The sequence below is a fragment of the Amycolatopsis jiangsuensis genome (assembly GCF_014204865.1).
Classification (GTDB): Bacteria; Actinomycetota; Actinomycetes; order Mycobacteriales; family Pseudonocardiaceae; genus Amycolatopsis; species Amycolatopsis jiangsuensis.
In genome coordinates this window covers 888,725-910,486 of the sequence record NZ_JACHMG010000001.1, presented here as the reverse complement: position 1 = coordinate 910,486, position 21,762 = coordinate 888,725, and the positions used below count along the sequence as shown (strand labels likewise).

The 21,762-nt window shown below is 70.6% G+C and carries 23 protein-coding genes and 1 pseudogene; 15 read left to right on the top strand and 9 right to left on the bottom strand.

The window, feature by feature from the left end:
- Window positions 1-81 precede the first annotated feature (81 nt).
- The gene (locus BJY18_RS37685; protein ID WP_184785066.1) at window positions 82-255 is read right to left on the bottom strand and encodes an AMP-binding protein; all 174 of its coding nucleotides are present in this window, start codon (window positions 253-255) and stop codon (window positions 82-84) included.
- A gap of 338 nt (window positions 256-593) precedes the next feature.
- Here BJY18_RS37685 and BJY18_RS03975 point away from each other — a divergent pair, with 338 nt between their 5' ends.
- The 4 genes and pseudogenes from BJY18_RS03975 (at window position 594) to BJY18_RS36630 (ending at window position 4,254) form a co-directional block, all read left to right on the top strand.
- Window positions 594-1,298: a FadR/GntR family transcriptional regulator gene (locus BJY18_RS03975; protein ID WP_221457545.1), complete on the top strand. Its 705-nt coding sequence runs from the start codon at window positions 594-596 to the stop codon at window positions 1,296-1,298.
- A 112-nt stretch (window positions 1,299-1,410) separates the two neighbouring features.
- Entirely contained in the window at window positions 1,411-1,926 is a 516-nt protein-coding gene (locus tag BJY18_RS03970; RefSeq protein WP_184777740.1) for a class I SAM-dependent methyltransferase, read from the top strand.
- Window positions 1,923-2,138 carry a hypothetical protein gene (locus BJY18_RS03965; protein WP_184777738.1) on the top strand — a complete coding sequence of 72 codons (216 nt, stop codon included), beginning with the start codon at window positions 1,923-1,925 and terminating at the stop codon, window positions 2,136-2,138. The genes BJY18_RS03970 and BJY18_RS03965 overlap by 4 nt, the downstream gene beginning before the upstream one ends.
- A gap of 568 nt (window positions 2,139-2,706) precedes the next feature.
- Window positions 2,707-4,254 (top strand): annotated as a pseudogene (locus BJY18_RS36630) (carboxylesterase/lipase family protein).
- Here BJY18_RS36630 and BJY18_RS37950 read toward each other — a convergent pair.
- Together BJY18_RS37950 and BJY18_RS03945 are read right to left on the bottom strand one after the other, a co-directional pair.
- Window positions 4,157-4,489, bottom strand: coding sequence for a transposase (locus tag BJY18_RS37950; protein ID WP_184777732.1), 333 nt, complete (start codon window positions 4,487-4,489; stop codon window positions 4,157-4,159). The pseudogene BJY18_RS36630 and the gene BJY18_RS37950 overlap by 98 nt on opposite strands.
- Window positions 4,490-4,616: 127 nt before the next feature.
- Entirely contained in the window at window positions 4,617-5,330 is a 714-nt protein-coding gene (locus BJY18_RS03945) for a TetR/AcrR family transcriptional regulator (RefSeq protein WP_184777730.1), read from the bottom strand.
- A 208-nt stretch (window positions 5,331-5,538) separates the two neighbouring features.
- Here BJY18_RS03945 and BJY18_RS03940 point away from each other — a divergent pair, with 208 nt between their 5' ends.
- The 3 genes from BJY18_RS03940 (at window position 5,539) to BJY18_RS03930 (ending at window position 8,959) form a co-directional block, all read left to right on the top strand.
- Complete coding sequence (locus BJY18_RS03940; RefSeq protein WP_312873729.1) at window positions 5,539-6,576, top strand: VOC family protein; 1,038 nt, start codon at window positions 5,539-5,541, stop codon at window positions 6,574-6,576.
- A gap of 52 nt (window positions 6,577-6,628) precedes the next feature.
- Window positions 6,629-8,152, top strand: a complete 1,524-nt coding sequence (gene mhpA / locus BJY18_RS03935) for a bifunctional 3-(3-hydroxy-phenyl)propionate/3-hydroxycinnamic acid hydroxylase MhpA (protein ID WP_184777726.1) — start codon at window positions 6,629-6,631, stop codon at window positions 8,150-8,152.
- A 72-nt stretch (window positions 8,153-8,224) separates the two neighbouring features.
- Window positions 8,225-8,959 carry a DUF1990 family protein gene (locus BJY18_RS03930; protein ID WP_312873728.1) on the top strand — a complete coding sequence of 245 codons (735 nt, stop codon included), beginning with the start codon at window positions 8,225-8,227 and terminating at the stop codon, window positions 8,957-8,959.
- On the opposite strand, the gene BJY18_RS03925 is transcribed toward BJY18_RS03930, so the two are convergent.
- Entirely contained in the window at window positions 8,926-9,666 is a 741-nt protein-coding gene (locus tag BJY18_RS03925) for a DUF1990 family protein (RefSeq protein ID WP_312873727.1), read from the bottom strand. The genes BJY18_RS03930 and BJY18_RS03925 overlap by 34 nt on opposite strands.
- Window positions 9,667-9,720: 54 nt before the next feature.
- Here BJY18_RS03925 and BJY18_RS03920 point away from each other — a divergent pair, with 54 nt between their 5' ends.
- Genes BJY18_RS03920 through BJY18_RS36625 form a run of 3 tightly spaced genes read left to right on the top strand, consistent with a single transcriptional unit; the run spans window position 9,721 to window position 11,483 of the window.
- Window positions 9,721-9,969, top strand: coding sequence for a hypothetical protein (locus BJY18_RS03920; RefSeq protein ID WP_184777724.1), 249 nt, complete (start codon window positions 9,721-9,723; stop codon window positions 9,967-9,969).
- A complete protein-coding gene (locus BJY18_RS03915) occupies window positions 9,953-11,050 on the top strand; it encodes a cryptochrome/photolyase family protein (protein ID WP_312873726.1) in 1,098 nt (365 codons plus the stop codon). Before BJY18_RS03920 ends, BJY18_RS03915 begins: the two co-directional genes overlap by 17 nt.
- The gene (locus tag BJY18_RS36625) at window positions 11,004-11,483 is read left to right on the top strand and encodes a cryptochrome/photolyase family protein (RefSeq protein WP_246458764.1); all 480 of its coding nucleotides are present in this window, start codon (window positions 11,004-11,006) and stop codon (window positions 11,481-11,483) included. Before BJY18_RS03915 ends, BJY18_RS36625 begins: the two co-directional genes overlap by 47 nt.
- Window positions 11,484-11,491: 8 nt before the next feature.
- Here BJY18_RS36625 and BJY18_RS03910 read toward each other — a convergent pair whose 3' ends face one another.
- A complete protein-coding gene (locus tag BJY18_RS03910) occupies window positions 11,492-12,394 on the bottom strand; it encodes a helix-turn-helix domain-containing protein (protein WP_184777723.1) in 903 nt (300 codons plus the stop codon).
- A 157-nt stretch (window positions 12,395-12,551) separates the two neighbouring features.
- On the opposite strand from BJY18_RS03910, the gene BJY18_RS03905 reads away from it, so the two are divergent.
- Both BJY18_RS03905 and BJY18_RS03900 read left to right on the top strand, forming a co-directional pair.
- Window positions 12,552-14,423, top strand: coding sequence for a S9 family peptidase (locus BJY18_RS03905; RefSeq protein WP_184777721.1), 1,872 nt, complete (start codon window positions 12,552-12,554; stop codon window positions 14,421-14,423).
- Window positions 14,424-14,470: 47 nt separating this feature from the next.
- Window positions 14,471-15,190 (top strand): hypothetical protein, encoded by a 720-nt coding sequence (locus BJY18_RS03900; RefSeq protein ID WP_184777719.1) that lies wholly within the window; start codon window positions 14,471-14,473, stop codon window positions 15,188-15,190.
- A 41-nt stretch (window positions 15,191-15,231) separates the two neighbouring features.
- Here BJY18_RS03900 and BJY18_RS03895 read toward each other — a convergent pair whose 3' ends face one another.
- Window positions 15,232-16,122, bottom strand: coding sequence for a LysR family transcriptional regulator (locus tag BJY18_RS03895; protein ID WP_221458503.1), 891 nt, complete (start codon window positions 16,120-16,122; stop codon window positions 15,232-15,234).
- Between the two features lie 92 nt (window positions 16,123-16,214).
- Between BJY18_RS03895 and BJY18_RS03890 the strand changes: the two genes are divergently transcribed.
- Entirely contained in the window at window positions 16,215-17,132 is a 918-nt protein-coding gene (locus tag BJY18_RS03890; RefSeq protein ID WP_312873725.1) for a DMT family transporter, read from the top strand.
- 93 nt (window positions 17,133-17,225) lie between these two features.
- Here the strand turns inward: BJY18_RS03890 and BJY18_RS03885 are convergent, their stop codons facing one another.
- From BJY18_RS03885 to BJY18_RS03875, 3 genes are all read right to left on the bottom strand, one after another.
- A complete protein-coding gene (locus BJY18_RS03885; RefSeq protein WP_184777715.1) occupies window positions 17,226-18,356 on the bottom strand; it encodes a hypothetical protein in 1,131 nt (376 codons plus the stop codon).
- Window positions 18,357-18,416: 60 nt separating this feature from the next.
- A complete protein-coding gene (locus BJY18_RS03880; RefSeq protein ID WP_184777713.1) occupies window positions 18,417-19,535 on the bottom strand; it encodes a glycosyltransferase in 1,119 nt (372 codons plus the stop codon).
- 81 nt (window positions 19,536-19,616) lie between these two features.
- On the bottom strand, window positions 19,617-20,513 hold the full coding sequence (locus tag BJY18_RS03875) for an alpha/beta fold hydrolase (protein WP_184777711.1): 897 nt from the start codon (window positions 20,511-20,513) through the stop codon (window positions 19,617-19,619).
- 97 nt (window positions 20,514-20,610) lie between these two features.
- Here BJY18_RS03875 and BJY18_RS03870 point away from each other — a divergent pair, with 97 nt between their 5' ends.
- Together BJY18_RS03870 and BJY18_RS03865 are read left to right on the top strand one after the other, a co-directional pair.
- Window positions 20,611-21,006 (top strand): winged helix-turn-helix transcriptional regulator, encoded by a 396-nt coding sequence (locus tag BJY18_RS03870; RefSeq protein WP_184777709.1) that lies wholly within the window; start codon window positions 20,611-20,613, stop codon window positions 21,004-21,006.
- A 203-nt stretch (window positions 21,007-21,209) separates the two neighbouring features.
- Window positions 21,210-21,596, top strand: a complete 387-nt coding sequence (locus BJY18_RS03865; RefSeq protein WP_184777707.1) for a hypothetical protein — start codon at window positions 21,210-21,212, stop codon at window positions 21,594-21,596.
- The last annotated feature ends 166 nt before the right edge of the window (window positions 21,597-21,762 follow it).

Here is a 21,762-nt window from a genome sequence, read left to right as displayed (position 1 = left end):
TCCCCATCGGTTCCGTCGTGCTTCCCGTCGGCAGGCAGCCCACCGGCAGGGACTTGCAATACCTCCCGTACGGTGAGTAGTTCACGACCGAGCGGCTCCGCCGGGCCCGTAGTCCTGGCCACAGACCGACCAGACCGCGCCGATCGACGCCGCGGCGAGGAAGGCCACGACGGCATGCCCACTGTCGGGCAGATAGCCCACGACGCGGTCACCCGCACCGACGCCTCGCTCCCGCAGCCAGTGCGAGTTCGACACGGCATGCCCGACCTCTTTCGCGTGATCCCGGTAGTCGAGCCCGATTCCGAAGACCTGCCTGGGTCGCGGAGCCGGAGGCCCGAGTTTCTCGAGGTCGAACGGACTCGCTGTGTCGGCATCGACAGCACCTGTCCCGGCCCGGAGCACAAGCTGACCTGCGAGATTGGCGACACGCATGCCCCTCCTTCGTGCCCGTTTAAACGAGCATGATGAATATGGTAGTGTCCTACCTCGAAGGCATCGCAGTGTCAAGAAACCATCATGACTGTTATATCCGTGGAGGGCTCCTGATGTCCGCTGGTGGCCGATCCGGTACCAGGGCGGCGCAGGCCGCTTCCTTGATCGAAGGCCTCGCTCGCAACACCGAACCCGGCACGCGCCTCGGCACCAAGACGGAACTACGCGAGACCTGCCAGGTTTCCGTCGGCACCTTCAACGAAGCGCTACGCCTGCTCCAGTCCCGCGGTCTCATCGAGGTACGCCCGGGCCCCGGCGGTGGACTCTTCGTCGCCGAACAGGCTCCCCTGGTCAGGCTCGGGCACTCCGTTCTGGCACTCGACTCCGACGAGACCTCCGTCGCCGACGCCATCCGAATCCGCGACGCCCTCGACCCGCTGCTGTTCCATGACGCGGCCTGGCACTCTTCGCCTGCACACATCGCCGGCTACAACAACGAGATCAACGCCATGGCCTCCGCGATGAGCACCGGAAGCGTGCCCGGCTTCATGGCGGCCAACTGGCGCCTCCACGAACTCCTCGCGCAAGTCAACCCCAGCCCGATGCTGCGTTCCCTCTACCTCGCCTTGCTGGCCCTCATCCGTGACCACACCCGCGAAATCCAGCTCATCGAGGGCGAATCCGCCTCCCAGGCCATGCAGGTGCGCTATCAGGTACACGCCGACCTCGTCGAGGCCATCACCAGGCAGGACGCCAACGCAATCACCGAAGCAGCACGAGCCCACAGCGTGACGCGCGACGTACCCGGAGCGCGACCTGGACCAGGCAACACGGCGCAACATGTCTCCCCGGACCCACGAACCTGAACTATCGGCGAGAAGGCCAATGACGATTCGCGGCCAGTGCTTGGACAACCGCACCATGGCATCGGCCACATTGTTCATCACGCATTCGGTTTTCGTCGCAAGAGGAGTGGCCATGCCACAACCGGAGTTCCGCACCGAGGAAGTCGACTTCGAGGCTTCCTACCAGGGCAAACCGCCCGTCGAGGGGATGGAATTCGCCCTCGAGGTACCGCCGTGGGACATAGGCGAGGCACAACCCGAGATAGCACGGCTGATCGAGAGCGGCGAGCTGCAAGACGAGGTCCTCGATGTCGGCTGCGGACTCGGTGACAACGCGATCCTGCTTGCCCAGCACGGCCATTGCGTCACCGCTGTCGATAGAGCGCCGACCGCACTCGCGACGGCACGCGAGCGAGCGCAGCAACACGGGGTCGACATCGAGTTCGTCCACGCCGACGTGACCGCCCTCGACGGCATCGAGCAGCGGTACCGCACCGTCCTCGACAGCGCGCTGTATCACTGCCTAGACGACCAGCAGCGGCACGACTACGCCGCGGCGTTGCACCGCGTCACACTGCCGGATGCCCACCTGCACGTGTATTGCTTGACGGACGCGGACCAGGGCGCCCCCCCCCGCCGATCAGCGTGAGCCAGGCGGATCTGCGCGAACACCTCAGCACGTACTGGGACATCCTCGGGATCGAACAAGCGGACTACATCACGGCGATAACACCCGAACAACTGCACCGCCTCAGCGGTCAGTTCGCCGGCACACGCACCCTCGACCCGACAGACATCCGCACCGACGAGCGCGGCCGCGTGCTCAGCCAGATGTGGTACCTGCATGCACAGCGCAAGTAGCGGAGCGTGGGCCACGACACCGGAAGCCTGCTCCGGGTGTGAAACGGAGGCGCCGACGCGCGCCGGCACTCCTGGTCGCGTGAGATGAGCTTGTGGAAGTTGCAGCTGCAAGTCGAGACAAGAAATATGTGGATATGACGTGCATTTCTTTCGCCTTCATCGTCGGCGGCAGCGTCGCCGGGACTCCCTGGGCGATTGCACTTGCCCGAGCTGGCGTTCAGTGTGACGTGGTAGACGTGGCCGAAGCAGCTGCTCAGCTCCGGGCCCCAGCGGCACAGCTGGCCTGGTGCGGTCGAGGGCATCACTGACGATTCTTGCCAACTATTGCCAGCACTTCGAGGCTGCCTTGACCTACCGGAACAGCAGTGCCCGCACGCCGTTGCCGCCGTTTTCACGAAATCAAGGATCCGGTCCTCGAGTACGTGGCCGATCTCGATTGCTCTTACTGATCCGAGCGTTGGCACTCGGCGCGATGGGATGAGGTGTCCGCAAGACCCGGCCCAGACCGGTCGGCGTTGACGATCCTGATGCGCTGCCAGGCTTGTAGTTGCTGTGCAGAACACCATTAATGGAAAGTGAGGAGCAGCACGTGGTGGATGTGGTGGTGCGGACGGCCTCGGGGCGCGTCCGTGGTTGTCTCGAAGGCGATGTGGCAGTGTTCCGGGGGATCCCCTACGCGGCCGCGCCCGCTGGTCGCCTCTTGTTCGCGGCTCCGCTTCCCGCCGCTGGGTGGGACGGGGTGTGGGAGGCCACCGCCGCCGGGCCACCGGTACCGCAAGCCGAGCAGTTGGGCTCCCTGCGGCCGCTGGCGGCCTCCTTGGACCCCGCTGGTGAGTGTTTGAACGTGAACGTGACGACACCGGATCCGGGCAGGTCCGGACTGCCGGTCATGGTGTGGATCCACGGCAGCGCCTTCCAGGTCGGCTCGAACACCTTGGCGACGTTCGACGGAGCGGCGTGCCTCGCGCGGCGCGGCGTGGTCGTCGTCGCCATCAACTACCGGCTCGGGGCTCCCGGGTTCGCCGAAATTGACGGCGCCCCCAGCAACCGCGGGATCCGTGACCAGATCGCCGCCCTGGAGTGGGTGCACGAGAACATCCACGCCTTCGGCGGGGACCCCGCCAACGTCACCGTCTTCGGCACATCTGCGGGCGGGGTGAGCGCGGCGCTGCTTTTCGCCAGTCCGCGCGCAGAAGGGCTGTTCCACCGGGTGATAGTCCAAAGTGGCGGCGGGGGCACGATGGTCGCGGAGCCCGAGGACGCGCGCCGCGTGTCGCGGGACTGGAGCAGGCGGCTCGGTGTCGAGCCGGACGCTGCCACGCTCGGGGGTACCGCACGAGAAGATCTCATCGCCGCGCAACTCGCGACGATCCACGACTTCGAGAACGACCCCGCCCCCACCCGGTGGGGCAGCAGCACGGTCGCCCGTTCTTGAGGACAGCTCGCGTTCTTCCCGGTCCGAGACGACGATGTGATCCCCCGGCTGCCGGTCGAAGCCGTTTCGTCCGGCGGCGGGCGGCGCGAGGTGCCTCTGCTGATCGGCGCGACCACCGACGAGATGCGAACGTTCCGGCGATACGCGATCTCAAGCCACATCGAGACCGCCGCCGACTCGCAGGCCGCACTGCACGAAAGCCTGGGCCTGTTGGAAATCGACCCCGCGGTGCTCGAGACGTTCAGCCGCAACCGGCCCAAGGCCACGGCCCAGGACTTGTACTGCGCTGTGGCAACCGAACACGCGTTCCGTGTGCCCGCCCACGCTCTCGCCGAAGCGCATGCCGCCAGAGGCGGGGCAGCGTGGCTCTACGAGTTCGCCTGGTGTTTCCCCGTGGGGGACTTGGGCGCGTCGCATTCCGGCGAAGCCCCGTTCCTTTTCGAGACATACGCGGCGTGGCAGCCGTCCATTGGCGACTCTCCCCCGGCCGGACTCGCCGAAACCCTGCAGCGTGATTGGACATCGTTCGCAGCCACCGGTGACCCGGGATGGACGAGTGTCGACACTGCCAGGCCCAACTCCGTCAAACTTTTCGACGGCGAAACCAACCCCATATTGCCCGCCCTCCGACAGGACGAGCTCGAAGTCGTCCGCACACCAGTTCCCTACCGCGCCGGCTGATGGGCGTGTACGGGCCTTGTTCGTGATCTCGTGCGGTCTCGGCCTGCTTCACCCACGTCCGCAACGCCTCCGGGTGCACACCGAGCTGGTCGGCGACCCGTTTGATCGCCCCGGCCGCCGACACAAGATCCCGCCTGGCCTCCACTACCAGACGCGCCGCCCGCTCCCGAACTCGTCCGGGCACTTCCGTCGTGCCGCCATGACTGTGAATCCTCCGGGTGTTCGATGTCTCCATCGAACAATGAAGATGTTGGTGGTGCTGGCACCAGAGGTAGACCAGGCCGGAGTTCGCCCGCGCACTGAGCGTCCGCAGCGACAGCTGGTTCGGCCCAACCTCGCCGCCCGGCCGGCTGCCGCCGAGGTCACTCGCCGGGCGAGCGCTCCGGTGGTGCCGCGCGGGCGCGGGAACGGGCTGACCGGCGCGGCATGCCGAACGCTCGCAGGAGTTGTTCGGCGAACTCCTCGGGGGCGTCGTCGTCGAGCAGCTCCGGGTGTTCGAGTCGCATGTGGACCAGTCCCAGCAGCGAACCGCCGGTGGTGGCCAGTGCCAGGTGCGGGTTGGCGACCTCGAACTGGCCGCTCTCGATCGCCCGGGTGATGTCCCGAAGCGCACGCGGCGCCAGGCCGCGGTCGAGGTATCGCAGGCCGGTGCTGACGAGGATCCTGGCGATCTCCGGGTGACTTTCGGCCAGGCGGACGGTCGCCCGCAGGCTCGCCGCGAAGACGGCGGCCGGATCCTCGAGATGCGCGGTCTGCGCGTCGAGCATCCGGCCGTGCTCTTCGAGGGTGTCCTCGATCGCCGCGCGCACCAGCTCGTCCTTGCCGGAGAAGTGGTTGTAGAAGGAGCCGAAACCGACGTCGGCCGCTTCGGTGATGTCCTGGATGCTCACGTCCAGATGGCCTTGCCGCGCAAGGAATCCGCGGGCCGCGGTGATCAGCGCCCGTCGGGTCCTGGCCTTGCGCCGGTCGCGGCGGGTCGGCTCGGACGGCGCCGTCGACCCAGACGGCTCGGTCGACCCGGACAACTCGGCCGGCGTGCTCTGCGCCGGCTCGCCCGCGTTTCCCGGCTTGGTCATGTCCGCAGTGTAACCGGCGTCAACTCTGACGCCTTGATCACTCTCGTCGGACGACGTTGCCCTTCTTTATACTGTATGTAATCATAATTGAGGAAAGCATCAGTTATGAGACCTTCGGGAGGCAGTGATGGCTGACCACGCTCATGCGGACCTCCACAGCGACCGAGGGGCACTCCCGCACGAGCACGCGGGTCGCAGTGTCCGGCCGGTGATCAAGGTGACCGACCTCGCGTGGCTCGAGTTCGAGAAACCGGATCTGGCCAGGGCCGAGGTCTTCGCCAGGGACTTCGGTTTCCAGGTCGCCTCCCGCGAGGGCGACACGCTCCGCCTGCGGGGAACGTTCGCGGGCCCGCCGTGCCTGGTGATCCGGCGAGGGCCGACGTCCCGGTTCGTCGGGCCCGCGTTCTTCGCGGCCGAGCGGGCCGACCTGGTTCGGCTCGCCTCGGCCACCGGGACCGCCGTGCGCCGGTTCGGCCGGGACGAACCCGGCGAGGTGGTCGACCTGCGTGATCCGAGCGGTTTCGCGGTCCGGGTGGTGCACGGGGTGCCCGATCTTCCGGAGCTGCCGGACCAGCGGGCGCTGACGCTGAACTTCGGCAGCGAGGGCAGGCGGGTCAACAGCCCGCAGCGACCCCCGCGCGCGCCTTCCCGCGTGCAGCGACTCGGCCACGTCGTGCTGGAGACGCGGGTGTTCCGCCGTGCCCTGGACTGGTACCTGGACACCCTCGGCATGATCGCCAGCGACTTCCTGTTCCTGCCCGGGCAGCGGGACCGGGGTCCGACCATGGCGTTTCTGCGGTGCGACCGCGGCAGCGTGCCCGCCGACCACCACACCGTCGCGATGCACCTGGGGCCGTCCGCGCAATACGTGCACTCCGCCTACCAGGTCACCGACCTCGACGCGATCGCCGCGGGCGGCGAATACCTGAAGCAGCGGGGCTACCACCGGACCTGGGGCATCGGGAGACACATCCAGGGCAGCCAGCTGTTCGACTACTGGCACGACCCGGACCGGCTGATGGTGGAGCACTTCGCCGACGGGGACCTGTTCGACAGTTCGGTCGAGCCGGGGTGGGCGCCGATGTCGGCCAGCGGCCTGGCGCAGTGGGGTCCGCCGGTGACCAAGGAATTCCTCGGCGCCCAGCCCTCCCCGAAAATGCTCCGCGAGGTGTTCCACGCGCTGCGCGACGACAGCGAGCTCGACGCCGGCCGGTTGCTGAGCTTGATGAAAGCGATGAGTTCATGAGTGTCGACCGTGTGCCGGCCACGCCCGGGCGAACCCCCGGCGGTGTGCTCCGATGACCCACCAGGTTCTCGTCACCGGCGCCGGCCCGGTCGGGCTGACGGCCGCGATCCTGCTGGCGCAGCAGGGAGTAAGCACCCTCGTCCTCGAACGGCACCACGACAGCTACCCGCTCCCCCGCGCCCTGCACACCGATGACGAGATCGTGCGGATCCTGCAGCAGGCCGGGATAGCCGAGGAGTACCAGCGTCGCAGCCGCGCGGCTTCGGGGTTGCGGCTCGTGGACGGATCGCTGAAGACCGTGGCGGAGTTCCGCCGTGACCGGCTGGTCGGCACGCACGGCTGGCCCGAAGCCAATCTCCTCGACCAGCCCGAACTCGAACGTCTTCTCCGCGAGGCGGTCGCCGGCCACCCGGAGATCGAGCTTCGTGGCGGTCAGGAGGTGGAGCGGTTCGAGTTCCCTGCGGACGGGCGCACCGCGGTCCGGGCGCGGGTGCGTGACGTGGACACCGGCGAAGCCAGCCACATCGACGCACACGTGCTGCTGGGCTGCGACGGCGCGAACAGCCTGACCAGGACCTTCCTCGGCGCCGGAATGCGCGACCTGCGGCCCGGGGAACGCTGGCTGGTCATCGACGTCGTCTGCGAAAAACAGCTCGACGTGTGGAACGGCGTGTACCAGATTTGCGATCCGCACCGGGCCGGAACGTTCATGCAGGCCGGAGAGACCCGCTACCGCTGGGAATTCCAGCTGCGGGAGGGCGAAACCCCCGACGACGTCGACCTGGAATCCCTGCTGTGGCCCTGGACCCACGGCGCGCCGTTCGAGCTGATCCGCCGCGCCGAGTACGTCTTCCGCGCGCAAGTGGCCGACCGCTGGCGCAAGGGCCGCGTCTTCCTGCTCGGTGACGCGGCCCACCTGACGCCGCCGTTCATCGGCCAGGGCATGGGCTCTGGCCTGCGGGACGCGATGAACCTGGCCTGGAAGCTGGCTCTCGTCCTCAACGAGGGCGCGGACGAACGTCTCCTCGACACCTACGAGCGCGAGCGGAAACCGCACGTCACCAGGATGATCCGCAACGCCGTCGCGGTGGGCTGGGCGATGACGGGCAGCACCGCTTTCGGCGCCGCGCTGCGCCGTCGGGCGATCACGTCGGCGAGCAAGCTGCCCGGATTCTCCGAACGCGTCGTGCATTCCTCGTCCCCGCGCGTGGGCCGGAGTCCGCTGGTGCGCCGCCGGCCCGGGGACGGGCTGACGGGAACGTCGTGCCCGCAGCCGTGGATCTCCACCCCGGCCGGGCGGAAACGCCTCGACGACCTGCTGGGCACGGCGTTCGGTGTCGTGCACCGCGGCGAGCTGGATGCCGAGGCGGCGCTGGCCGCGCGCCGGCTCGACGCCGTCGTGGTCGACGCCCGCGACTGCGCCGAACTTCTCGACTGGCTCGGCACCGCCCGCGCCGCGGTGATCCGTCCCGACCGGATCGTGGCGACGACCTATCCGCGGCGGAACTCCTCCGCCTGGCTGGAGTTGCTGCCGTCCCGCCGCACCCAGCGCGTCGACGCCCGAGCCGCGCCGTAGCAGGCGGCTGATCGCGGGAGGGTGGAGTCGGCGCCGTCCGAGTGGGTACTCCTCGCCGTGATGGTGCCTTTCGTGTTGCCTCGACTCGGGCCCGCGGATCCCGGCGCGGCGTTGGCCGCGTTGCGGGGACGCGCGGTCAACTACGACCCGGCCGAGGTACGCCGTCCCGGTTGGAACATCGACGTGCACCGCTGTTTCATCGCGGACGAGCCACCCGGGCCCGCTGTGCCGGGTGGGCCGTGGTCGATCGCGCGCGCACTCGTCCGCGACTACGAGTTCACGCCGCCCGGGCTCGTGCGAGCCGTTTACGACCCGGCAGTGCCGCTGCTGGGTCGCGAGCTGCTGCTGGAAGGCCGGTTCAGCGCGCTGCGCTTCCAGATGGGCGTGCGGATCACTTCGCTCCACCTCGGAGCCGACGAAGAGCACGACGTGTTCGGCTGGGGTTACCAGACGCTCGACGGTCATCTCGAACGCGGCGAGGTCGTCTACCGGGTCATCAAGCACCGGGCTACGGGCCGGGTCGAGTTCCGGGCGAGCTCGCATTCCCAGGCCGATCCCCGGCTCGGTTCCGTACTGCGGCTCGGCTGGCTCGTTTTCGGGCGACGGACCCAGCTGCGGTTCTACCGCGACATCCAGCGTCGCCTGCGGGGGCTGGTACGGCAGCGGCTGCGCCCGGCGGCGGCGGTGACGCGTGCGGCGCGGGTGGGAGAGGGTCTGGCTTCCGTTCCGTCCGGAGCAGGACCGAGCCCTTGGGACCGCTTCGCGCTCTACAGCTACGACCCGGCGCGTTCTCGGCTTCCCGGCTGACGTAGGCCGGCTCCGTCGAGCCGCCGGGTGGTGATACGCACCCCGCCGTGCAGTTGCCCGCCCGCGACCCGGGCCGCGCCGACGCAGTAACGCACCCACATGTTCAGCTGGATCTCCTTGGCCAGCCGGAGCCGCGTGTAGAGCAGGTCGACGAGCCGGCTCGCGCAGCGATGCCAGGTTTCGACGGTGAACACCAGCCCGTGCCCGGCACTGCGTGCCCGGAACTCGACCTGGCCGGCTTCGAGGTGCCCGGCCAGGGTCGCCAGGCGGAACGAGCTGCCGGTCACCTCCACCACCCGCACCGGCCCGTCCCAGGGCGCGGCCATGCGCACGACGTACTCGGCGCCGACCCGCAGCGGCGGCCCGGGACCGGCCAGCTGGTCGAACACCGCCGCCTCCGTCGGGGCGGCCGCGTTCAGATCGGACGACATCCTCGCGATCAGGTCCTCGGGGCCGAGCGCGCTGTCCACGACGCACACTTCGAAGACGCGGTGCCACAGCGCACCCGTTCCCGCGGTGGCCGGCAGGCTCCGGTGGTCGACCAGCGAATCCGGCAGCGACGGCGGCAGGTCGCCGGCATCCCCGCACTGCTCGCTCCGGTGCAGCGGGGTGGTCATCCACAGGTACCGCCAGGACACCAGCAGCAACCCGGCCGGCCACCGCACCAGCGTCCGCAGCGGCGGGGAAAGCATGAAACCTGCCGACACGGGCATCCTCCGTTCACCAGCGACCACCGCACCACCGGATGAGGAGTTCCCCCGATGCGCGTGCCTACTCGCCGGCGTCACTCGCCGATCCCGCGTCTTCTGCTGCGCGCCGGGCTGCGCGGCACCCACCTGCACACGATGTCCGGCGCCGCGGTCGGCCTCTGCGTCACGCTGTGGCTGCGCGCGAAGACCGTCGACCAGGACGAACGGGGGAATGCCGAGCGCCGCGCCTTGTTCGTCGGGCTCTGGCCACCCACGCTCTGGCTGCTCGGCGACAGCCTCGAACGTGCCCACGGCCGCTGACATGGCCCGCGCCCGCGGCACCGGCCGGGACCGCACCCCGCTGTGGTTGTTCGCCGACCAGCTCGGCCCGCATTTCCATCACGCACCCGAGCACCGCGAACGTGAGATCGTGGTGATCCGCTCGGACGCCGCGTTCGCCGGGAAGGCCTATCACCGGCAGAAGCTGCACCTCGTACTCGCCGCGCTGTACCGGTTCGCCGACGAGCACGGGGACCGCGTCCACCTGATCCACGCACCCACCTACCGAGAGGGACTGCGGCGCTTCGGACGCACGGTCGTGGTGCACGAGCCGAACTCGCACGCCGCGGACCGGTTCGTCCGCCGTCTGCACGAGGAAGGTCTGGTCGAGCGGATTTTTCCGACCCCGGGTTTCGCCCTGCCGAAGGCAGAGTTCGCGGCGTGGGCACGGGGCCGGAAGCGGTTCCTGATGGAGGACTTCTACCACGCGCAACGCCGCCGTTTCGAGGTACTGGTCGAGGGCGCGGATCCGGTGGGCGGGCAGTGGAACTTCGACCACGAGAACCGGCATCCGCCGCCGCACACCGAGCGGCTGGGCGTGCCCGCACCGTGGCAGCCGCGGGAGAACGACGTCGACGACCAGGTACGCGACGAGCTCGACCGGGCGGCCGCTGCCGGGGCGATCCATCCGGTGGGCGTCGACGGGCCTCGCCGGTTCGCGGTCACCCACGACGAGGCGCGACGTGCGCTGCGCCGGTTCCTCGACGCCCGGCTGCCCACTTTCGGGCCACAGCAGGACGCGATGCTGTCGCAGGACTGGGCGATGTCGCATGCGCTGCTGTCCGTCCCGCTCAACCTCGGCCTGCTGGACCCGCTGGGCGTGGTACGGCAGGCCGAACGCAGGTGGCGCGAAGGCCGGGCGCCGCTGGCCGGCACCGAAGGGTTCATCCGGCAGGTGCTGCGTTGGCGAGTGGATCTGGCACCTGTACTGGCACTTCGGGCCGGATTACCTGCGCCGAAACCATCTGCGGGCGCACACGCCGCTGCCGCAGTGGTGGCGGGAACTCGACGCGGACGTGCTCACCGCGAACTGCCTGCGCACCGCGCTCGCCGGCGTCCGTGACCGCGGGTACGCCCACCACATCCAGCGGCTGATGGTGCTGGGCAACCACGCGTTGCAACGAGGGTACGACCCCGCCGAGCTGACCTCGTGGTTCGCCACCGCGTTCGTCGACGGCTTTCCCTGGGTGATGCCGGCGAACGTGATCGGCATGAGCCAGTACGCCGACGGCGGCGTCGTGGCCACCAAGCCCTACGCGGCCGGCGGGGCCTACATCAACCGGATGAGTGACCACTGCCGTTCGTGTGCTTTCGACCCGCGGGTGCGCCTGGGCGAGCACGCGTGCCCGTTCACCGCCGGTTACTGGTCGTTTCTCGACCGCAACGCCGGCCGGCTCCGGGACAACCGCCGGCTGCGCCAGCCACTCACCGGCCTGCAGCGGCTCGGTGACCTGGATGCGGTGACCGAGCAGGAACGGCACCGCCGGACGTACTGACCTTCCCTTCAAGTCCGGTCGCCGCGCTCCAGGATCTCGGTGAGAGCGGCGTCGTCGGCACTGCGCCGGGTCTCGAGCACTCGCGACAGCCGGTCGGCCTCCGTGGTGAGCCGATGGTGTGAATCCCGCGGGGACAGCGCCGTTTCGCGGAGCCGGCCGGCGAGTTCGCTGTACGGCACGGCCTGGTCGTCGACGAGGAAGACCGCCGCGCCGTGATGCGGGCAGTAGACGACCGGTACGGAATCGGCCATCCGGAACACGGTGAACGCCCCGCCGTGCGCGGCACCGCCCGCGACGATGCGGACGTCGATGGTGCGGGACATGACCAGCACGTCCGCGAGGAACCGCAGCTGCCGAAGCATGACGTCGTCATCTCCGAAGTGGTCGCGCAGGGCTTCCGCACCGATGAACATCTCCGCTGGGACCGCCCGGCAGCCGAACAGCACGTCCCTGCGCCCCATCCGCTGGTCCACCTCCCACTCCAGCTCGCCGGCCCGCAGCGGGGCCACACCCCCCGCGAACCTCGTGTAGTCGCGGATCTGGAGCAAATCCGGGACGAGAACCGGCGCCCAGACCGTGATCGACCGGGCGGCCCGTTCGTGCGCCACCAGGGTGGTGAAGTGCACCGGGTCCGCCTGTGGGCCCGGCACCAGCCAACCGGGCCCGGCCGCGCCCTTCGCCAGCGACAGGATCCACGCCTTGTCCGCACCCGTGACCCCCAGTGCACCCAGCAGTCCCGCGACGTGCTCGATGCCCGGCACCCGGCGTCCCGACTCCCAGTCCGCCAGCTGTCGCGGCTCCACGTCGATCCGCCGCGCAAGCTCCGGCAGGCCGAGCCGTGCCTCGAGCCGGGCACCCCGCAGCGCGGCTCCCAGCGCCCGGGCGCGGGACGGTGGGTCCGTACTCGGCATCAGCCACTGACCCCCGTCCGGGAACTTCCACGTGCGCACCGGCCACCACGGCGGCAGCCGTCCCCGGCCGATCCTGCCTGTCTGCAGCCGAAACCGTCGCGAGAACGCAGCGCGGCAACCCTCCCGGGTGAGGGCGGCGTGCGGGCAGACTGGCCGGATGCCGGAGCTGACAGCCGAACTCATCACCGACGGCCGCGTACCGCAATCCCCGGCGCTCTCGCCGGACGGCGGCCGGGTTTGCTACGTTCTCGCCCCGCTCAGTCGAAGCGGGCCGCGGCTGGACACCGAAGTGTGGCTCGCCGGGGACGCTGGGCCGCGTCGGCTGACCGACGGTACCGCGACGGAATCCCGGCCCCGCTGGTCGGCGGAACCGGACACGCTGTTCTTCCTTTCCGACCGCGCGACCCGCGGCGTACCGCAACTGCAGCGCGCGTCTGTCTCCGACGGAGTGGTGACTACGCTGACCGCCCGGCCCGAGGGCATCGTCGACTACTACCCGCTCGCCGACCCGCACTCGGTCGTCCTGCTCAGCGAGCACTCCCCCGCGCGCGACCCGATCGTGGCCGGCGAGGACGAACCGCACGCCCGGCTGCAGTTGCTCGACGTGCGCACCGGGCAGATCACCACCCCGGAGGTGTTCGAGGGGCGCCACGTCGCCGAAGTTCGGCCACGGCCCGGCGGCGGGCCACTCGCCGTCCTCACCCAGGCCTCGGCAGACCAGGACTACGGGCCACGGACTGTCCACTTGCACCTGTTCGATCCGGAAACCGGGGCGGTGCGGGACATCGGCCCGCTCGAAGCGGAGGCACGCGAGCCGGTCTGGTGGCGTGGACGCGATGGCTGGCACATCAGCTACCTCGCACTCACGCCGCCCTTGTTGCACGGCGGCACCGCGGTGTTCGACCTGGCGCTGCGCACCGGTATCCGGACCAACCGCACGGCTGGGCTCCCGCTCTGTCCGACCGAATTGCGGCAGACCGGCGGCGCCCCGCTGGTCTTGCTCGCCGAAGGACTGCACACCGCGGTCGCGCGGGTCGAGCCCACGCGGCTGGCCACAGTGGCCGAACACCCCGGTGATCTCTGGGACGCCGACACGGCCGGCGGGAATCTCGCCGTCGTCGCCAGTACGCGGTACGCGCCCGCGGATGTCCACATCGGACCCATCGGCGGCCGGCTGCGGCGGGTCACGGACACCCGTCCGGAGGTGGGCACGCTCACATGGGGAAAGCAGGAACCACTGACTTACCAGGCCGCGGACGGCCTCGTACTGGGCGGGCTTGTCGTCCTGCCGCCGGGAAAGACGGCATCCGGCGGGCCGTATCCGATGATCACGATCGGGCACGGCGGTCCGTACGGGCGTTACGCCGACAGCTGCCAGCTTTCTTGGTTCGCTTGGGCACAATGGCTCGCGGCGGCCGGTTACGCGGTCTTCCTCCCGAACCCACGCGGCGGGCAGGGGCGCGGCCACGAGTTCGCCGCGCGGGTCGCCGGGCGGGTCGGGCGGGAGGAATGGGCCGACGTCCTCGCCGGGGTCGACCGGCTCGTCGCGGACGGGATCGCCGATCCGGACCGGCTCGGCATCGCCGGCTGGAGCCACGGCGGATTCCTGGCGGCTTGGGCCGTCGGGCAGACCCACCGGTTCCGCGCCGCAGTGGTGGGCGCCGGCATCACGGACTGGGGCATGCTCGCGGCCACCGGGGAGAACGGCGCGTTCGAGGCCGCCCTCGGCGGCAGCACCGGCTGGTCCGGCGCCGGTCCGCATCCGCACGACGCGCTCAGCCCGATCTCCTTCGCGGACCGCATCCGCACGCCGGTGCTGCTGCTCCACGGTGCCGAGGACACCAATGTGCCGCCCGGACAGGCCGAGTACCTGCACCGCGCGCTGCGGCACTTCGGCGTGCCGCACGAATACGTGCGGTACCCGCGGGAAGGACACTCGATCCGCGAACGCGGCCACCAGCTCGACGTGCTGCACCGGACCCGGGCGTGGTTCGACCGATGGCTGAAATCGCGCGGCGAAGCAACCTGAACGCCCCCGGCCGCGTGTTCCCCGGCAACCGAGAGGGAGGAACAGGCATGCGCAGGACAATCACGACAGCCATGGCCACGATGGCACTCGGGCTGGGTTTCGCGCCGGTGGCCCGAGCCGAGGAATCCCCGGCGCTGAGGGTCTACCCGGACTCACTACGGCCGGGTGCGGTATTCGGAACGGGCATCTCCGGTGGCTGCGACACGTACTCCGACGTCACCTCACCCGGGTTCGCCGCGCCGGTGTCCCTCGTCGCGGTCGGCGGCGACCGGAACAACCTCTGGGGAAACGGCGCCGCGTCGTCCACACCGGGCGAATACATGGCGACGGCGACCTGTGACGGCACGACGCTGAGAACCACGTTCACCGTGCAGCCCCACCCGGCTCCGGCGTGGTGGCTGAATCCCGTCGAGGTCGAGCCGGGCGGCGAGATCTCCGCGGGCTCGGACACCATCACCGGCTGCCCCGGCGGGCCGACCGGACCGGTCACCTCCCCCGGTTTCGCGGCACCACTGCAGTTCACCGAGGGCGGCAACTTCGGCAGATTCAGCGGCCACACCACGGCCGGCAGCGTCCCGGGGACCTACACCGCGACCCTGCGGTGCGCCAGCACCCCGGTCGTGGGCACGATCGAGTTCACGATTCTCGGTACCCCACCCGGCAACGGCACTCTCCCGGCGAAACACCCGTCCCCCACACACCAGCGAACCAGTGTGGTGCCGGTCGGCGCTCCGGAAACCGGAGGAGGCAGCACGGCGGGCCGGTGACTTGCTTGGCATCCGGGCACCGTTCCGTTCCGTTCCGCGGATCAGCGCGCCGTGAACAGCGCCGACGCCTCCCGCAACGCGTCGAGTGCGGCCCGGACGCCACCAAGCGACTCCTCGCCCGCACGGCACACCGCGATGATCGTGCGGTTCAGCGCCGGGCGGGTGGCGGCGATGTGCACACCCTCGGGGACCGGGCCGCGGGCCAGCCGTGGCACGAGCGCGGCTCCGGCGTTGCCCGCCACGAGCGCCAGCTGGGTCGCATAGCCCCCGACGGTGCAGCTGATCCTGGGCTCGACCTCCTGCGCACGCAGGACATGCACGAGCCACTCGTGGCATCCGGTCCCGGCGGTCCAGGCGATCCACGGGATGTCGTCCACCTCGGCGAGGTCGACGACCCGGCGGTGCGCGAGCCGGTGCCCGGCCGGCAGCGCCAGGTCCGCGACATCGGAGAACAGCGTGACGTGCGCGGCCGACGGCGGCACCGTGGCCGGCAGGTCGGCCCAGCTCTCCACCACGGCCACGTCGAGGTCTCCACTCAGCACCTGCGGCAGCGTCACCTCGGCTTCGCCCTCCCGCAGCGTCACCTCCAGCCGCGGGTGCTGCTCCCCGAGCGCGGCCAGCGCGGGCGGCAACAGCGCGTGCACGCACGTCGGGATCGCGCCGATCCGCAACGGGCCCAGCACGTCCTCGCGCAGCAGCTCCAGATCCGTGCGGGCCTGCGCGAGCTGCGCGAGCACCCGTTCGGCATGCGCGGCGAGCACCTGCCCGGCGCGGGTCAGCCGCACGCCCCGCCCGCGCGGCTCGAGCAGTTCCTGGCCCGCCTCGCGTTCGAGCTTCGCGAGCTGCTGCGACACGCCCGACGGCGTGACGTGCAGCGCCGCCGCCGCGGCAGCCACCGAGCCATGCTGCGCCAGCGCATGCAGCGCCCGCATCCGGTCGACATTGAACACAGTAGTGATGCTACCGAATTCTACGCACGAACATTTGCTTGTCGTTGACAGTCGTGGCCCCCAAGCTGGACGGTGTGACGACCACCGAACTTCATTCCACCCCTCCGGCCGGGCCGATCGCGGCGTTCACCGCCCAGTTCGACCCGCGGCTCCTCGCCGCGGCCGGCAGCCTGTGTGTCGCGTTGTCCTCGGTGTTCATCAAGATTTCCGGGGCGAGCGGGGCGACCAGTTCGTTCTGGCGCTGCCTTTTCGCGCTTCCGGTGCTGGCGCTGCTGGCCCGGACCGAGGCGCGGCGCACCGGCGTGCGGACGAAACTCGTGCCGCCACTGCTCGCCGGACTCGGCCTCGGACTGGACTTCGTGCTGTGGGGCGAGGCGATTCCGCGAGTCGGTGCGGGCATCGCGACCGTGCTGCTGGCGGTGCAGGTGGTGATCGTGCCGGTGTTGGCGTTCGCGTTCCTGGCCGACCGGCCGGACCGCCGGTTCCTGGTCACCGCACCGGTGCTGATCGGCGGCATCGTGCTGGCCGGCGGGTTCATCGGCACCACGGTGACCGGGCCCGACCCGGTGCTGGGCGCGTTGTCCGCGCTGGCCGCCGGCGCCGGGTACTCGGTCTACCTGCTGCTGATCCGCTTCAGCAGCGGCCCCTCGACGCAGGTCCGGTCGCTGCTGCTGGCGACGGTGTCCGCGGGCGCCGTGGCGGTGCTACTGGGCGTGCCGTTCCACCGGCTCGACTTCACCCCGGGCTGGCCCGCCTTCGGCTGGTTCGTCGCACTCAGCCTGATCGGCCAGGTCGCCGGGTGGCTGCTGATCGCGGGCGCGCTGCCACGGATGTCGTCGGCCACCGGCGCGACGCTGATGCTGTTGCAGCCGGTCGGCGCGGTGGTCTTCGGAATCGTCCTGCTCGGCGAGGAACCGAGTGTGCTGCAACTGACCGGATGCGCGGTGGTCCTCGCCGCCGTCTGCTTCGCCGGGCGGGGCGCACGGCGCTGACGGTGGTCGCCTCGCCGGACGGGCCGTACGGGAGAATCGGTTTCCCCGCTTTGGCGGTCGGCTTTTCTTGCCGCAGCCGGCTTTCCGGCGGGGTCAGCTTTCCGGCAGGCTCAGGCCTACCCGGTCCAGGATCGTACGGGCCAGTACGCGGAACTCGTCCCGGCGGTGCTCCACCACCGCTTCACTGCCCAGCAGTTCCCCGGCCAGTTCGTCGACCGGCCAGCACACCAGGTTGCCGTGCCGGGCCAGCAGCAGGCCGACCTCCCGGATCCGGTACAGGTCGCCGGTGTCGAGCCACGCGTAGAGCAGGATCTGCCACAGCCACCGCGTGACCCGTGCCGGATCGCGCACGGTGACGACGGTTTTCACGTCGATCAAGGTGGCCGTGCCGTCGCCGATCCCGTTCTCCGGGTCGATGCGGCCCAGCAGCAGGTCGCCGTCGGCCCAGCCGGGGACGATGGTGGGGCCGGCGATGCCCAGCTGCGTGCCCTCCGGCGGGACCTCGGCGCGCCGGCGCAGTTCCCACAGCACGCCGCGCTCGTGCAGCAGCCGGGCCAGGCCGGTCAGTTCGGTCACCACTTCTTCGCCGGGCAGCGCGCGCAGCTGCTCGACCGTGCCGCCTCCGTCGACGATCCGGGCCAGCCGCGGCTCGATGCGGCCGGAGCGGTAGATGTCCTCGCACGCGGACAGAACCCAAGCGGTACGGGCGGTCCCGGCCTCGGCACCGGGTTCGCCGAGCATCCCGGGCGGTACGTGCCGGGCCTGGTAACGGCGAGCCCGGGTGAGGAAGTCGGCCCACAGCCCGGGTGCGCCGGGGATCGGCTCGATGTCGGGGAATCCGTCTCCGAGGTCCAGCCAGGTCGTGGCGGCCGGCCGGACGTTCAGCGCTCGCGCCCGGTAGTCCGCGGGGAGCCCGGCGTGCGTCGGGTAGGTGGCTGCTTGCGCGTGCGCCCAGGCGCCGCTGCCCCACTGCGCCCGCAGCATGCCGAGCAACGCGTAATACGGCGGCGCGGCCTGGACCAGATCCGCGACCCGCTGCCCGAACGCACCACCCACCTCGGCCCAGTGCTGCCGCGGCGGCCGCGCGAGCGCTGGGCGGACCGGCTGCAGGCCGTGGACGGCCTCCTCCACCCGGCGTGCGACGGAGCCCGAGCCGGTGAAAACCCGCGCGCACCACCGCGAGAGCTGCCCGGCCGGGTCGGCCAGCTCGGACGTCAGTGACACGCTCGCTCCCGCTTCACCAGCCCAGTATCGCCGATCTCGCCTGCACGGACGAAGGCACCGTCACCCCAGCAGCACCCTCGCCGCCACCTCCGCGCCGTCGCGCCGGATCGTGGTGGCCACGGTGGCGGCGCGGTCCCGGGTTTCGGGAGCCATCGCGGATTCCAGGGCCGCCGACAGGGACTCGGCAGTCGGCACCGGACCGTCGTGCGCCACGCCGATGCCCAGCTCCGCCACCCGGCCGGCCCAGCGCGGTTGATCGGCGGCCTGCGGAACGACCACCTGTGGCACTCCCGCCAGAGCCGCGGTCGCCGTGGTTCCCGCACCGCCGTGGTGCACCACGGCGGCCACCCGGCGGAACAGCTTCTGCTGGTTGACTTCGCCGACAGCGAAACAGTCTTCACGGTCGTCGATCAGGGACAGCTCCGCCCAGCCGCGGGCGACGACGGTTCGCCGGCCCTGCGCACGGGCAGCCTCGATCGCGGTCCGCGCGATCTCCGCCGGCATCCGCATGCTGCCGAAGCCGACGTACACCGGCGGCGGGCCGGCGGCGAGGAACGCTGCCAGCCCGGGAGGCAGCGGCCGCTCGTCCGGCAGGATCCACGCGGTGGTCCGCACGACGTCGAGATCCGCCGGCGCCTCCCACTGGTCCAGCACCGGATCCGCGGCCACCCAGGGGTGCGCGGTGAACAGGTAGCGACGTACGTCCCGCGCGGGAGGCAGGCCGAGCGCGCTGCGGTGCGCGTTGATGAGCGGCCCGACCCGCTCGTCCCGCTGCGGAACCTCGCCCAGCACGGGCGCGAAGACCACGAACCGGTGCGGTACCCCTGCGCGCTCGGCGACCGTCTGCGCCACGAAGTGCAGCATCCCGCTCGCCACCAGCAGATCCGCACCTGCCACGGCGTTGGCCAACGGCTCGTAGGTGGCCTCGATGTGCCCACGCACGTATTCGTCGGCGTCGAACACCCGCTCCTCGGCCGTGGACGGCGCGGCCATCCACGAACGCCACGTCCTCCGGAACGGCACCATCGGCACGCCTGCCCGCGCCAGCAGTTCGACGAATTCCTCGTCCGGTGGCGCGCACAGCGCCACCTCCGCGCCGAGCGCCTGCAGCTGTACCGCCAGCGCCACCATCGGTTCGACGTCCCCTCGCGACCCGTACGTCGCCACCACCACTCGCACTTCGCGACCTTCCGCAGAGTTCCGGTTCCGGCGAACGATTCTGCGGTAACGACCGGGTCTTGCGGCAAGCCCCGGGGTGCGCTATACGTTGGATACGATGGGGAGCGGAAGCTCCCCTTTTTCGTGCCCCGAAGCCAGAAACGGCAGCAGCAGGCCGGCCAGCTCGCGCGGGCGTTCCAGGGGGATCAGGTGCCCGCACTCGGCCAGCAGGTGACCGGTGAGGTCGTCGGCGAAGGGACGCAGCTGCCGTTCCAGCGCCTCGCCCACCGGATGCGCGCCGACGGTCATCACCGGCACGGTGAGCCGGGTCCGCGCGACGGCTTCGGTGAGCTGCCGGCCGCTTTCCGCAAGCGCGCGGTAGTACCCGAACGCACACCGGAGGGCTTCCACACCGGTGTAGGCCTCCGCAAACGCGGTGCTCAGCCGCGGCGCGATCCCGCGGCCGAGCGTGCCCTGATCCAGGAACCAGCCGACGTACTCCGCCTCGTGTCCGAAAAGGACGGTCTCGGCGAGCCCGGGAACGGCGTGGAACCCGAACCACCACGGTGGGCCTCCGGCAAGAAAATCCTCGGCGCCGGGCAGCGGACCGGCGAGCGACTCCATCAGCACGAGCCGGCGGATCCGCTCCGGCTGCCGCAGTGCGAACAGCAGCGCGCCCGGAACGGCCAGGTCGATCGCCACCACCGCCGCGTCGGGTTCGGACAGTGCGTCCAGCAGTCCCCCGAGGTCGGTGGCGATCGTGCCCGCGTCGAATCCGGCCTCTCCAGGGCTGCTCGCGCCCAGGCCGCGCAGGTCCGGCGCGAGTACGCGGTACCGCGCGGCCAGCGGGCCCAGCACCGCACTCCAGAGCTGCCAGGTGTGCGGGAATCCGTGCAGCAGCACGACGGCCGGGCCGGTGCCGGCGATCGCCACGTTCAGCCGGGCGTCGCCCACCGTGACCTTCCGCAGCTCGACCGGCGGCGGGACAGGTGCGCCCATGACTTCCTCCAGCGGTTACGATTGGTTACCAGAACACGGTAGGTAACTCAGATCGTGCCGCCAAGAAGGCACTTTCCCGTCAGGTGGTGAGCTCGAGGTGACCTCGTCCGGAAGCCGCGCGCGTGGGGTTCGCGGCGACCTGTTCGATCCGACCTGCCCGACGCGTGCGCTGCTCGACCGGATCGGTACCAAGTGGACCTCGATGGCGGTCAAGGTGCTCGCCGAAGCCGCCCCGGCCGAGGTCCGGTTCGCCGACCTGCGACGCCGGATGCCCGGCGTGTCCCAGAAAATGCTCTCCGTCACGCTGCAGAGCCTGGCCCGCGACGGCCTCGTCGCCCGCCGGGTCGAGGATTCCGTGCCACCCCGCGTGCACTACCGGCTGACCGCGCTCGGCACGTCACTGGACGCGGCGCTGGCCGTGCTGCGCACCTGGGCGGAGGACCACATGCCCGAGGTCGACCGGGCCCACCACGCGGCGGACCGTACCGGCTGATCCCGCGGCCCCGGGACACGCACGCGTCCGGCGAGTGCCGCGACAACCCGGCCGGCAACCCGGGCAGCGCTCACGCCGGGCACTACAGCCACCGCGTGCGCCACCGGCTTGGTTCGGCACCTCCGGGAAGGATCCACTGTGGACTCGTGCAGGGCCGCCGGTGCTGTGCGGCGACGCGCGGGCTTACCCGGTACAGTCCGGTCGTGATCAAGAAGACACTCTCCGCGACCGTCGCGGTCGCCGCCGTGGCCGGGCTCGCGGCCTGTTCCAACCCGACCGGGAAATCGTGGGCGATCACCTACGAGGTGACCGCGGACAGCACCGCCAGTGTCACCGAGATCAGCTACGGGCAATCGCCGGACCGCTACCAGGACAAGGTGTCCCAGCACAAGATGGACGGCCCGCTCGGGCTGCCGTGGAAGCAGGACGTGATCGTCAGCGCCGGCAAGGACGCCTCGGTGACGGCGACCCCGTCCGGCGCGGTCACGCTCAGCTGCCGCATCCTGCTGGACAAGACGAAGGAACTCGCCAAAGCCAGCTCCCCCGCTCCTGGCAAGCCGGTGACCTGTAAGCACACCACGGATTCCTGACCCGACAAGGCACTCGGCCGCCGAGGCGGGGTGCCCGCCGGACTCGGCCGGCTGGGTTGGGCAGCCCGCTCGGGGTCGGGCTTCCCGCTCGACTGGGTTTCCCTGCTCGGCTGGGCTTGCCTGCTCGGCTGGGCTTGCCTGCTCGGCTGGGCTTGCCTGCTCGGCT

Excerpts from the sequence above, each read along its gene's own strand:
- BJY18_RS03910 (WP_184777723.1), bottom strand. The coding sequence starts at position 12,394 with ATGCCGAGTACGGACCCACCGTCCCGCGCCCGGGCGCTGGGAGCCGCG.
- BJY18_RS03900 (WP_184777719.1), top strand. The coding sequence starts at position 14,471 with ATGCGCAGGACAATCACGACAGCCATGGCCACGATGGCACTCGGGCTG.
- BJY18_RS03905 (WP_184777721.1), top strand. The coding sequence starts at position 12,552 with ATGCCGGAGCTGACAGCCGAACTCATCACCGACGGCCGCGTACCGCAA.
- BJY18_RS03945 (WP_184777730.1), bottom strand. The coding sequence starts at position 5,330 with ATGACCAAGCCGGGAAACGCGGGCGAGCCGGCGCAGAGCACGCCGGCC.
- BJY18_RS03920 (WP_184777724.1), top strand. The coding sequence starts at position 9,721 with ATGCGCGTGCCTACTCGCCGGCGTCACTCGCCGATCCCGCGTCTTCTG.
- BJY18_RS03970 (WP_184777740.1), top strand. The coding sequence starts at position 1,411 with ATGCCACAACCGGAGTTCCGCACCGAGGAAGTCGACTTCGAGGCTTCC.
- BJY18_RS03895 (WP_221458503.1), bottom strand. The coding sequence starts at position 16,122 with ATGCGGGCGCTGCATGCGCTGGCGCAGCATGGCTCGGTGGCTGCCGCG.
- BJY18_RS37950 (WP_184777732.1), bottom strand. The coding sequence starts at position 4,489 with ATGGAGACATCGAACACCCGGAGGATTCACAGTCATGGCGGCACGACG.
- mhpA (WP_184777726.1), top strand. The coding sequence starts at position 6,629 with ATGACCCACCAGGTTCTCGTCACCGGCGCCGGCCCGGTCGGGCTGACG.
- BJY18_RS03875 (WP_184777711.1), bottom strand. The coding sequence starts at position 20,513 with ATGGGCGCACCTGTCCCGCCGCCGGTCGAGCTGCGGAAGGTCACGGTG.